The 10,162-nt window shown below is 63.9% G+C and carries 13 protein-coding genes and 1 tRNA gene; 10 read left to right on the top strand and 4 right to left on the bottom strand.

Translation table 11 applies throughout. The features are described from left to right. The first annotated feature begins 88 nt into the window (after window positions 1–88). From ACN2XU_RS14450 to ACN2XU_RS14430, 5 genes are read left to right on the top strand one after another with little or no spacing between them, the layout of a single operon-like run. Window positions 89–1,579 (top strand): terminase TerL endonuclease subunit, encoded by a 1,491-nt coding sequence (locus tag ACN2XU_RS14450; protein WP_419411162.1) that lies wholly within the window; start codon window positions 89–91, stop codon window positions 1,577–1,579. Beyond that, the gene (locus ACN2XU_RS14445; RefSeq protein WP_419411161.1) at window positions 1,570–1,908 is read left to right on the top strand and encodes an HNH endonuclease; all 339 of its coding nucleotides are present in this window, start codon (window positions 1,570–1,572) and stop codon (window positions 1,906–1,908) included. The genes ACN2XU_RS14450 and ACN2XU_RS14445 overlap by 10 nt, the downstream gene beginning before the upstream one ends. A 3-nt stretch (window positions 1,909–1,911) precedes the next feature. Beyond that, window positions 1,912–3,183, top strand: a complete 1,272-nt coding sequence (locus tag ACN2XU_RS14440; protein ID WP_419411160.1) for a phage major capsid protein — start codon at window positions 1,912–1,914, stop codon at window positions 3,181–3,183. Next, window positions 3,183–3,761, top strand: coding sequence for an HK97 family phage prohead protease (locus ACN2XU_RS14435; protein ID WP_419411159.1), 579 nt, complete (start codon window positions 3,183–3,185; stop codon window positions 3,759–3,761). Before ACN2XU_RS14440 ends, ACN2XU_RS14435 begins: the two co-directional genes overlap by 1 nt. Window positions 3,762–3,763: 2 nt before the next feature. Continuing rightward, window positions 3,764–4,828 (top strand): phage portal protein, encoded by a 1,065-nt coding sequence (locus ACN2XU_RS14430; RefSeq protein ID WP_419411158.1) that lies wholly within the window; start codon window positions 3,764–3,766, stop codon window positions 4,826–4,828. A 163-nt stretch (window positions 4,829–4,991) separates the two neighbouring features. Here the strand turns inward: ACN2XU_RS14430 and ACN2XU_RS14425 are convergent, their stop codons facing one another. Both ACN2XU_RS14425 and ACN2XU_RS14420 read right to left on the bottom strand, forming a co-directional pair. Continuing rightward, window positions 4,992–5,168: a hypothetical protein gene (locus ACN2XU_RS14425; protein WP_419411157.1), complete on the bottom strand. Its 177-nt coding sequence runs from the start codon at window positions 5,166–5,168 to the stop codon at window positions 4,992–4,994. Further along, a complete protein-coding gene (locus ACN2XU_RS14420; RefSeq protein ID WP_419411277.1) occupies window positions 5,149–5,397 on the bottom strand; it encodes a helix-turn-helix domain-containing protein in 249 nt (82 codons plus the stop codon). Before ACN2XU_RS14420 ends, ACN2XU_RS14425 begins: the two co-directional genes overlap by 20 nt. 83 nt (window positions 5,398–5,480) lie before the next feature. Between ACN2XU_RS14420 and ACN2XU_RS14415 the strand changes: the two genes are divergently transcribed. From ACN2XU_RS14415 to ACN2XU_RS14395, 5 genes are all read left to right on the top strand, one after another. Next, window positions 5,481–5,813 carry a hypothetical protein gene (locus ACN2XU_RS14415; RefSeq protein ID WP_419411156.1) on the top strand — a complete coding sequence of 111 codons (333 nt, stop codon included), beginning with the start codon at window positions 5,481–5,483 and terminating at the stop codon, window positions 5,811–5,813. Continuing rightward, a complete protein-coding gene (locus ACN2XU_RS14410) occupies window positions 5,810–6,169 on the top strand; it encodes a hypothetical protein (protein ID WP_419411155.1) in 360 nt (119 codons plus the stop codon). Before ACN2XU_RS14415 ends, ACN2XU_RS14410 begins: the two co-directional genes overlap by 4 nt. 97 nt (window positions 6,170–6,266) lie before the next feature. Beyond that, window positions 6,267–6,809: a hypothetical protein gene (locus tag ACN2XU_RS14405; protein ID WP_419411154.1), complete on the top strand. Its 543-nt coding sequence runs from the start codon at window positions 6,267–6,269 to the stop codon at window positions 6,807–6,809. After that, window positions 6,809–6,991, top strand: coding sequence for a hypothetical protein (locus ACN2XU_RS14400; protein WP_419411153.1), 183 nt, complete (start codon window positions 6,809–6,811; stop codon window positions 6,989–6,991). The genes ACN2XU_RS14405 and ACN2XU_RS14400 overlap by 1 nt, the downstream gene beginning before the upstream one ends. Further along, window positions 6,988–8,058: a tyrosine-type recombinase/integrase gene (locus ACN2XU_RS14395; protein WP_419411152.1), complete on the top strand. Its 1,071-nt coding sequence runs from the start codon at window positions 6,988–6,990 to the stop codon at window positions 8,056–8,058. Before ACN2XU_RS14400 ends, ACN2XU_RS14395 begins: the two co-directional genes overlap by 4 nt. Window positions 8,059–8,078: 20 nt before the next feature. Here the strand turns inward: ACN2XU_RS14395 and ACN2XU_RS14390 are convergent. Together ACN2XU_RS14390 and recJ are read right to left on the bottom strand one after the other, a co-directional pair. Continuing rightward, window positions 8,079–8,153, bottom strand: a tRNA-Glu gene (locus tag ACN2XU_RS14390). Window positions 8,154–8,343: 190 nt separating this feature from the next. Further along, entirely contained in the window at window positions 8,344–10,086 is a 1,743-nt protein-coding gene (gene recJ, locus ACN2XU_RS14385; protein ID WP_419411151.1) for a single-stranded-DNA-specific exonuclease RecJ, read from the bottom strand. Window positions 10,087–10,162: the final 76 nt, after the last annotated feature.

Genomic DNA, 10,162 nt, shown 5'->3' with positions numbered 1-10,162 from the left:
TTCTGCACGCGCGTGGGACCGGGGAGGAGAGTTATCAATTTTCGCGCCCGGTGGGGAACTGGAAAACGCGGCCCCGGCGGAGCGAGCTATGCGGTTCATGCATAGCCTTGCCATTCCCGAGGGGCCGAACGCCGGGAAGCCGGTTCACCTTGCCCCATTCCAGCGCCGTTTCATCGAAGGGGCCATGTCCCCAGACACGGCGAACGCGGTCCTGAGCATCGGACGCGGCAACGGCAAATCCGCCATCACGGCAGGTTTGGCCCTCGGTGGTCTCATTGGAATCTGGGACGATCAGCCCCGGCGCGAAATCATTGCCGCCGCGCGGACCCGCGATCAGGGGCGGATCATCTGGGACTTTGTGGCAGGTTTCGCCGCGTCCCTGCCGCTGGAGCTGCAACGTCACCTGATCTATCGCCGTGCGCCCCGGCTCGAAATCGAATTTGGCGGCAACGGTGGCGGGCATGTTCTGCGCGTGATCGCGGCTGACGGCAAATCCGCCCTCGGTGGCGCTCCGACCATGGCCATCCTCGATGAGCGCGGGCATTGGGCGCTGGATCGCGGCGACGAACTGGAACACGCGCTGTTGTCCGGCCTCGGCAAGCGTGACGGGCGGGCGTTCCTGATCAGCACTTCCGCCAGTGACGACACGCACCCGTTTTCCCGGTGGATAGATGACCCTTTGCCCGGCACCTATGTGCAGGAACATCGCCCCGCCCCCGGCCTGCCTGCTGACGATCCCGAAAGCCTGCTGATCGCCAACCCCGGCGCGGATCATGGCATCGGCGGCTCCCTCGCATGGCTCGAAGCGCAGGCCAAACGGGCGATTGCGCGGGGCGGATCGAGTCTCACGTCCTTTCGCCTGTACAACCGCAATGAGCGCGTGTCCGGCGAATCCCGTGATCTGCTGATCACGCTGGACGAATGGCTGAACTGCGAAGCCGACCCCCTGCCGCCGCGTGAAGGTGGCGTGGTGATCGGTATCGACCTGGGCGGCTCTGCCTCGATGACGGCGGCGGCGTTCTACTGGCCGGACACCGGGCGGCTCGAATGCATCGGCACCTTCCCTTCCATGCCGAGCCTCTTGGACAGGGGCCAGTCTGACGGCGTGGCGGGACGTTATGTCGAGATGCAGGAACGCGGTGAGCTGACCGTTCTGGGAGACAAGACGGTGCCCGTCGCGCCATGGCTTGTGGACGTGATGCGCCATGTCGAGGGCGAAACCATCGCGGCAATCACCATGGACCGCTACAAGCAAGCCGAGCTGTCCGAGGCCCTCGCCCGTGCGGGCATCCGCGCCCCGCTGGTCTGGCGCGGTCAGGGCTTTCGGGACGGCGGCGAGGATGCGGAGCGTTTCCGCCGCGCGGCCTTCGACGGGCAAGTGAAGGCACGGCCCTCGCTGATGCTGCGCTCGGCTTTCGCGGATGCGGTCTGCCTGCGCGACCCGGCGAACAACATCAAGATCGCCAAGGCGCGGTCCACCGGGCGGATCGACGCCGCGTCCGCTTCGGTGCTGGCGGTGGCGCAAGGGGCGCGGATCGCGGCGCAACCCAAATCGAAAGCGAGACTGTCATGGGTGTGAGGCGCGATCATCATCGGTTTTCCAAGCGCGTGACCCGCACCAAGCGGTGGAAGGCGCTTCGCGCGGAGATCCTCGAACGCGACCGATACCGTTGCAGATCCTGCGGCTGTGGCGGGCGGCTCGAAGTCGACCACATCAAACCGGTCAGGACACATCCTGAACTGTCCTATGACCCGGCAAACCTTCAGGCGCTTTGCCCGAGTTGCCACACGCGGAAAACCCGAATCGAGTGCGGGCATCCCCCGCCCCGAGAAGACCGCCAAGATTGGCGGCAAGCCGTCGAGGCGCTTGAGCGTCCCGGCACAAAACCTATTGAGCAGAAAGGATAACACATGCTCGACTCCGTGAAGATCGCCCGGCGGCAAAGCGAAATCCGCCAGTCCCTTGCCGAGCTGGCAGGGAAAGAAACCCCGTCCGAGGATGAAGTCCGTAAGATGGACGAGCTGGACCGGGAGTATCGCTCGAACGAAACCCGCTATCGCGCCGCGTTGATCGCGGAGGACACCGAACGCCGGGACGCGGGCACCGAACTGGAAACCCGCTCGGCACAGGAATGGGCCGACCTCATGGCCGGTTTCCAGATGCGCCAGGTTGCGCTTGCCCTCGATGAAGGGCGCCAGCTCGAAGGCCAGACCGCCGAAATCGTGTCCGAGCTGCGCAGCGCGGGCGGTTTCCGGGGCATCCCGGTGCCGTGGCAGGCGCTCGAAATCCGGGCCGGTGAAACCGTGGCCGGTGGCACCCCGAACCCGATTCAGACGCGCCCGATCATCGACCGGCTGTTCCCGGACAGCGTTGCCGCCCGCATGGGTGCGCAGATGATCAGCATCGACGCGGGCGCGGTGGAATGGCCGGTGACCACCTCGGCCGTCACGGCGGGATGGGCCGATGGCGAGACCGCCAATGTCGCCGGTCCGACCACCTACGCGACCACGGATCGCGCCATGTCGCCGGACCACAATCTCGGCATTCAGATGCGGATCACGCGCAAGGCGCTCAAGCAGTCCGGCGCGGCGCTGGAACAGGCGGTCCGGCGCGACATGAGCGGGGCCATGGGCGCGGCGATGGACAAGGCGGCATTCCTCGGCACCGGGGCCAATGGCCAGCCGCTGGGCGTGATCACCGGGGCGGCAACCTATGGCATCACATCCACGGCGGTGGATGCGCTGGCGAGCTGGGGCGCGTTCCGCTTGGCGGTCACCCGCTTCATGGCCGCAAATGCCGCCGGATCGCCGGACGCGGTCCGGGCGCTGATCCGCCCCGAGCTGTGGGACTATCTGGACGGCGTTCTGATCACCAATACAGCGGTGTCCGAATGGGACCGGCTGGTGAAGAACATCCCGGCGGGCAACATCGCCATGACCAACAACGCGCTTGCCGCCCCGTCCGGCACCCCCTCGGCAACTTCGGCGCTGCTGACAACCGCGGCGGGCGGCGTGGCTCCGGTGTTCATCGGGGCATGGGGCGCTGTGGACATGATCCGCGACCCGTTCAGCGATGCGCAGTCCGGCGGGCTTCGCATCACCGCGCTGGCCACCATGGACGTGACGGTGGCGCGTCCGGCTCAGCTCGAACTGCTGACCGGCCTCGAACTGGAAGCCGCGTAATGCTCTGGGGCGCTCATGTCGGCAGCCTTGAGCTGCGCTCCGTTGGCGGGGAAACCCGCCTTCGGGCAACCTTCCCGTATGGCCGGGAAACCGTGCTTGCCGAGGCTGTGGGCATGGGGCGTGAGCGTCGTGAGATGATCGCGGCCCGCGCCTTCGCGGATCGCCTTGACCGGGGTGAGGACGTGCATTTCCTGTCCGGTCATGACTTCAACAAACCGCTGGCCTCACGATCCGCCGGCACATTGACCCTGACCGAAACCGATGACGCCCTGACCGTGGAAGCGACGATCAGCGCCGATATGGGGCAAGTCAGCTATGTGCGGGACTTCCTGTCCGCCCATGCGGCGGGGCTGGTCCGGGGCCTGTCTCCCGGCTTCCGCGTTCGGCCCGGTGGCGAGACCGTCGAGGAGCGCGGCAACGCGATCCTGCGGACCATCCGCGCGGCGGACCTGATCGAAATCAGCGCCGTCACGAAACCCGCCTATCCCCAAGCCCAGATCGAGGCGCGGAACTGGCAACCCATTGGCGAGGTGGTCCGGCACATGACCCACCGCCCCGCCGCGATCCGGTGGAGGTGACCATGCTCGGATGGTTCTTGAACAAGCTTCGCCCGATCGAGGCCCGGTCCAGCGGCTCCGGTTATACGGCCCAGGTCATGGCGGCACGGGACAGCTACATCAGCGGGCGGCGCGGCGTGGCGGAACTGACCGCCACGGTGCAGAGCTGCGTCAGCCTCTGGGAAGGCGGCTTTGCCATGGCGGATGTGAGCGGCACCGAGCTGCTGACCCGCCAGACGATGGCGATGATTGCCCGAGGGATCGCGCTGAACGGCGAGGCAGTCTATCTGATCACCGAGCTGGGGCTTGTCCCGGCGACGGATTGGGACGTGACCACCCGCGACGGCAAACCCCGCGCCTATCGCCTGTCCATTCCCGAGGCGGGCGGCGGACGGACTGTCACGGCGCTTGCCGCCGAGGTGCTTCACCTGCGGATCGGCGCGGATAACCTGACGCCATGGATCGGCACCGCGCCGCTGCGCCGGTCCAGCCTGACCGGGGCCATGCTTCACGCGGTCGAATCGGCCCTGAGCGAGACCTTCGAGAACGCCCCGCTCGGCTCGCTGATCGTGCCTTTGCCGGATACGGGCGGCGAAGACATGGCCACCATGCGGGGGGCGTTCCGGGGGCGGCGCGGCTCCACGCTGGTGATCGAGGGCGTGGCGCAGGCGACAGCGGCGGGCATGAACCCGCAGCTCGGACAGAAACCGGATCAGCTTTCGCCGGACCTGTCCAGGAGCATGACAGCCGAGACGCTGGCAGCGGCGCGGGAGGGCATTCTCATGGCCTATGGCGTCCTGCCGTCGCTGGTCAACCGTGCCGCCACCGGACCGGCGGTCCGGGAGGCGCAACGTCAGCTTGCCATGTGGACCCTGCAACCGATTGCCGAGCTGCTGGCAGAGGAAGCCACCGCCAAGCTCGGGGCGGCGGTCCAGATCGACACCACCCGGCCTCTGCAAGCTTTCGACGCGGGAGGCCGCGCCCGCGCCCTGTCCGCGATCATCAAGACGCTGGCAGAGGCCAAGGAAGCGGGCATACCGCCTGCGGACGTGTCCGGGGCCATGCGCATGGTGGACTGGAAAGAGTGAAATGCCGTGCCACGGCATTTGCGAAAACTGGAATAGGCAGGGTGCGCCTCGGTGAGCGACGGACAGGCTCACGAAAACCGAAAGCACCCCGGATCAGTCGGTGAGTACCGCAACAACCCCGACAGCGCACGGCCAGCTTCCAATCCAGCGGGCGCGGTGCGCACTATTTCGCAACAGTTGTTTGGTTGATCCAATTGGCCATGTGGAAATCCAGCTCACGCAAAACTTCCTCCGCCTTCGCAGAGTCTTTGCGATTCAACAGATGATCCATCGCGATATGTAGGCCACGGTGCATGTCTTTGACAGCATCTACCGCTTCCTTACTGGCTACCTTTTTCATTCGAGACCCCTCTCAATCTGACACCGGCACCACCACCATTTTCGGCGATGAACTCAACCCCGACATTTTCAAGAGCTTCTCGCAGTGCGGAAATCGTTCGCTCATACGGCTGACGATCTTCTTTTTCGAAGCTGGCAATTGTTCGCTTCGCCACGCCGGAAGCCTCGGCAAGCCGATCCTGCGACATTGCCACGAGGGCACGAGCTGCGCGACATTGTGAGGGCGTCATTTTCAACCTTGCATCAATAGTGCAACCTGCGCTAAAGATGCAGCGTTGCCATAATGGTGTAACCCAATCAGGAGTCCCTGACAATGACCAAAGACCGCGCCTGCGCGAACACCCCCGCTATGTCCCGCCGCACCCTCTTGGCCGCGCTTCCCGCCTCGGTGGCGCTGGCGGGTCTGCCGACAGCAAGCCCCGCCTTCCCGTCGCACAGGACGCATGACGGCGAAGAAATCCTTCGCCACGTCAGCGCCATCTGGGAACTGTTGAACAAGTCGCTTCCCGAGGGCTGCAACGCTCCTGAAATGGTCTCGCTGGTCCCCGGACGGTTCATGGCACTGGCCTTCCCGCGCGACTTCGCGCTGCACGGCGCTCACTGGAAATTCGACATCACCGCAGGCCAATGGGTGGAAACGCAATGACTCCCAGCGCCATATCCCGCCGCACCCTCTTGGCCGCGCTGCCTGCCTCTGGTGTCGCGCTGGCCTTGCCCTCCGCTACCAAAGCCGACGCGGCCATTTTGGACGTGATCCACGAGCTGGAAAATTGGCAGACTTGGGAAATGTCCAGCATCATCGCGGCGAAAGCCTATGCGGCCTATCGGATGCGCGAGGCGCTTGGGATGGCGTTGCCGGACCCAAAGTATGCGCGACGGCACCTCGATTTTCAGGGCCAATCCTTCTTGGACTACAAAGGCACGGTCGGGTTTGAGCGCGACCGGGCAGGGGGCAAGATCATGACGCCGCCGCGTCCTGCCTCGGACTTGGCGTCCGGGTAAACGGAGAAAAAATCCAATGGGCTTGACCTGCGCCCTTCATTGGAGCAATGTGCCGATAACAATAGTTTCGGACAGGCCGATGCACCTCGGACAATTCATGACCTTTCTCGCCCCCCTGCTTCGTCTTCCTGAGAAGACCTTGCAGGTGCTTGGACGTGCCATGCGTGAAGTGGAGTACGTCCATTCCTCGGGTCGCGGGAGGAACGCCCACCGCCTGACCCACCTCGAAGTCGCGCGAATCCTGATCGCCGTCATGGTTTCCGAAAGCACCACCACCGGCGTTGAACGGCTCCCGCACTTTGCGGCGTTGCCCCTGAAAGCAAAATCAAACCAGAACACCACCTTTGAGGTCGCATTCGCACATCTGCTGAAACGCTATGCAGAAGGGGAAGCGCGGACTTGGTATGTCGAGATTGATATTGGCATGTCCGAGGCGAAAATTGGCACTCAGCTTTGGGAAGAAGGCTTTGGACATGAGGAGCATGTCTTTGGTCTCGACTTCGATGATGAGGACTTCAAACTCGCATCCGACGACTATCCTCTTCCCTACCTTTGCTCGATTCAACGGAAGTCCCTGATACACGGCTCGACGCTCAAAGCCATTTCGCGCCGCGTGTTCGCGGATGGGGAGGTAAACTGATGGCAGCCCGTCCCGCCCTTGTCTCGCAAGCTGAAATCAAGCGCACCCTACAGGCGGCGCTGTCCGCTGGCCTGCGCATTGGCAGGGTCGAGGTGGATCACGCCACGGGCCGGGTTGTCGTGTTCCCCGAGGGCGCGGCGACGCAGGTTGTTGGCCCCGATCCAGACGAGCTGCTGAAATGACGCGGCGCAAGAACCCATATCCCGGCGTCCGCAAGAACGTGGTGAAAGGGCGCGTCTACTGGAAGTTTGAGCGCGGCGACTTCCGCACCAATATCCCCGGCCCCTATGGATCGCCCGAGTTTCTGGCAGCCTATGAGGCTGCGCTTGCCGGTTCCAAGGCATCCAGCTCATCGACGGCCCTAGCCGGAACACTGGCATGGCTTATCGAGCAATACCTGCGCAGCCTGCGTTTTCAGAACCTTTCCGACAGCCGCAAGCGCACGATCCGCCTTGAGCTGGATTGGCTGCGCAAAGAGGCAGGCAAATATCAATTCGAGCGACTGGAAGTCCGGCACGTCGAAGCCCTCATGTCGAAAAAGAAAGGCCCGACCGCCGCGAACACGGTCAAGAAGAACATGTCCATGCTGTTCAACTTCGCGGCCAAAAAGCTCGGCTACACCGGCCCAAATCCGGCGCGCCATGCCGAACGGATGAAAACGAACCCGGACGGCTTCCATACATGGACAGACGCCGAGGTGAGCCGCTTCCTTGATCGGCACGGCCCGACCACCAAGGCACGGCTGGTGATGCTGCTGGCGCTCAATACCGGCATGGCGCGGCAAGACCTCGCCCGCGTCGGTCGCCAGCACGTCAAGGCGGGCCGGATCGCCTATCGCAGGCACAAGACCGCCGTCGCGGCTGACATGCCGATTCTGCCCGAGCTGGCCGAGGAGCTGCGCCACGTCCCCAGGGACCGGCTGCTGTTCGTCACACAGGACAAGAGCGATAAGCCCTATGCGGTGGCATCGCTGGGCAACTGGTTCCGCGATAGATGCGCCGAGGCAGGTGTTCCCGGATCGCTGCACGGCCTGCGGAAGGCTGGGGCCACCAGACTTGCGGACGCCGGGGCGTCGGAATGGGAGATTGCGTCTTACCTTGCGCACTCTGACACGACGCAGGCGGCAGTCTACACCAAAAAGGCCAACCGGGCGCGCCTCGCCGACAGCGGATTTGCGAAGCTGAAAGCGGGGAAAGTGTCCAACCTATCCGACGAGTTGGACAGGAAGGAAGAAAAAGCCAATGAATAACAACGCATTAGCTCAAGAAGTGGCAGCCCGTAGGGGAATCGAACCCCTCTTTCCAGGTTGAAAACCTGGCGTCCTAACCGATAGACGAACGGGCCACTCTGTTCCGCCGAGTGGTTGGCTCTGTGTCCAACCCTGCGGCGTGAGGCGGTTTCTATGAAAAGCGCTGCGTGCTTGCAAGCGGAAATTTCAACTTTTTCGCCATTCGGGGAAGTTTTTTTAAACAGGTCGCAAGATCTTTAAAAACAAAACGAATACAATGCCTTAACACAGACCTCCGGAAGCTCCTCAATGCGCCGGAGCGGCATCTTCGAGCAAAAGCTGCACAGAACGGCGACCGCCCCACTCATTTACCTCGAGTCGACCCGCAAGATGGAAGCGTTTGCCGCCGTGATTCATCAAGGCCGCTCCCATCGGCCCGTCAAATGCGCCAAAGGCTATCCCATCCAACTTTGCGCCAAGCCCGTCATTGCAGGAAATTTTCAGGTGCCCGGTGCCGACCTGCTTGGAGAATCCGATCTGCACATCGGCTATGGCAAACCGTGGTCCCGGCGCGCCCTGACCAAAAGGACCCGCCTTTTCGAGAGCCTCCAACAGATCGAGGCTCGCGGCCCCCGGCATCAGCATACCATCAACCCGCAGATCCCGCGGCCCGCCCTGCCCCGCGCCTTGCTTCGCCAGAAGTTCCGACAGCCGCGCCATCGCCGGCTCCAGCTGATCCTTTGCCACAGTCAACCCCGCCGCCATACGGTGCCCGCCACCTTTGATCAGCAGGCTCTCACTGGCCAGACGCTGCACCGCTGCGCCCAGATCGACGCCCGAAACCGAGCGTCCAGAGCCCTTGCCTTCTTCGCCATCAAGCCCGATCACCACGGCAGGTCGATTGGTCAACTCCTTGAGCCTGCTTGCAACAATTCCGACGACACCGGGATGCCATCCCTCGCCCGCAGCCCAGACCAACGGCGCGTCAAGCCCGCGCTCCTCCGCTTGAGCCAGGGCCGCCGCACGGACTGCCGCCTCGATCTCCCGGCGCTCGGCATTGAGCTGCTCCAGCCGCTCGGCCATCGCCTGGGCTTCATGCGGATCATCGGTCGACAACAAACGCGCGCCGAGATCCGCCTGACCGATTCGCCCGCCCGCATTCACCCGCGGCCCAAGCACATATCCCAGGTGATATGCGGCCGGCGCGCTCTCCAACCGCGCAACATCCGCCAAAGCCACCAGCCCGACCCGCCCGCGCGCGCCCATGACTTTCAGCCCCTGCTGAACAAGCGCGCGATTTACCCCCTTGAGCGGCGCCACGTCAGCAACCGTCGCCAAAGCCACGAGATCGAGAAGCGCCATCAAATCAGGCCCCTGCGCGTTAGCCTCGCGCATCTGGCGACCGGCTTCAACCAGCATCAGGAACACCACCGTCGCAGCACACAGATGCGCCAGATCGCCGCTTTCGTCCTGCCTGTTCGGGTTCACCACAGCGACGCAGTCGGGCAAGGTTTCGCCGCCGAGGTGATGGTCGAGGATGACCACATCCGCCCCCTCCGCCGCAGCGATCGCGTCATGAGACAAAGTCCCGCAATCGACGCAAACAATCAGATCATGCCTGACCGCCAGTTCCCGCATGGCAGGCTCATTCGGCCCATAGCCCTCATCGATGCGGTCCGGAACATAGAGCGTCGCCTGCCGCCCCATCTGCCGCAGCCAGTGGATAAGCAAGGCCGCCGACGTCCCGCCATCCACGTCATAATCGGCAAACACGGCGATCCGTTCGCGGCTGCGCACCGCTTTCAGAAATCGCGCGGCAGCCGTCTCCATATCCTTCAAGGAGCGCGGATCCGGCAGAAGATCCCGCAGCTTTGGTTCAAGATAACCGGGCGCCTCTTCGACCGCGACGCCCAACCGCGCAAGCACCAATGCCAACCCGCGCAGGTAACCATGCGCCTGGACAAGCGCCTCGGCCTGCCGCTCTGTCTCAACCGACGGTCCAACCCAACGCCGCCCGGTCAGGCTGGTCTCGACACCCAGATATCCCAAACCACGCCCCTGCTTCTTCTTTGTCCAAATATCCCCGGGGAAATCCCGAAGGGATTGGGGGCGGAGCCCCCGGAAA

The organism is Pacificoceanicola niger (assembly GCF_048553275.1).
Classification (GTDB): domain Bacteria; phylum Pseudomonadota; class Alphaproteobacteria; order Rhodobacterales; family Rhodobacteraceae; genus Pacificoceanicola.
This window is presented reverse-complemented; position numbering and strand designations above follow the sequence as displayed.

Coding starts and splice junctions, on each gene's coding strand:
- ACN2XU_RS14450 (WP_419411162.1), top strand. CDS start 89: ATGCGGTTCATGCATAGCCTTGCCATTCCCGAGGGGCCGAACGCCGGG.
- ACN2XU_RS14445 (WP_419411161.1), top strand. CDS start 1,570: ATGGGTGTGAGGCGCGATCATCATCGGTTTTCCAAGCGCGTGACCCGC.
- ACN2XU_RS14440 (WP_419411160.1), top strand. CDS start 1,912: ATGCTCGACTCCGTGAAGATCGCCCGGCGGCAAAGCGAAATCCGCCAG.
- ACN2XU_RS14435 (WP_419411159.1), top strand. CDS start 3,183: ATGCTCTGGGGCGCTCATGTCGGCAGCCTTGAGCTGCGCTCCGTTGGC.
- ACN2XU_RS14430 (WP_419411158.1), top strand. CDS start 3,764: ATGCTCGGATGGTTCTTGAACAAGCTTCGCCCGATCGAGGCCCGGTCC.
- ACN2XU_RS14425 (WP_419411157.1), bottom strand. CDS start 5,168: ATGAAAAAGGTAGCCAGTAAGGAAGCGGTAGATGCTGTCAAAGACATG.
- ACN2XU_RS14420 (WP_419411277.1), bottom strand. CDS start 5,397: ATGACGCCCTCACAATGTCGCGCAGCTCGTGCCCTCGTGGCAATGTCG.
- ACN2XU_RS14415 (WP_419411156.1), top strand. CDS start 5,481: ATGACCAAAGACCGCGCCTGCGCGAACACCCCCGCTATGTCCCGCCGC.
- ACN2XU_RS14410 (WP_419411155.1), top strand. CDS start 5,810: ATGACTCCCAGCGCCATATCCCGCCGCACCCTCTTGGCCGCGCTGCCT.
- ACN2XU_RS14405 (WP_419411154.1), top strand. CDS start 6,267: ATGACCTTTCTCGCCCCCCTGCTTCGTCTTCCTGAGAAGACCTTGCAG.
- ACN2XU_RS14400 (WP_419411153.1), top strand. CDS start 6,809: ATGGCAGCCCGTCCCGCCCTTGTCTCGCAAGCTGAAATCAAGCGCACC.
- ACN2XU_RS14395 (WP_419411152.1), top strand. CDS start 6,988: ATGACGCGGCGCAAGAACCCATATCCCGGCGTCCGCAAGAACGTGGTG.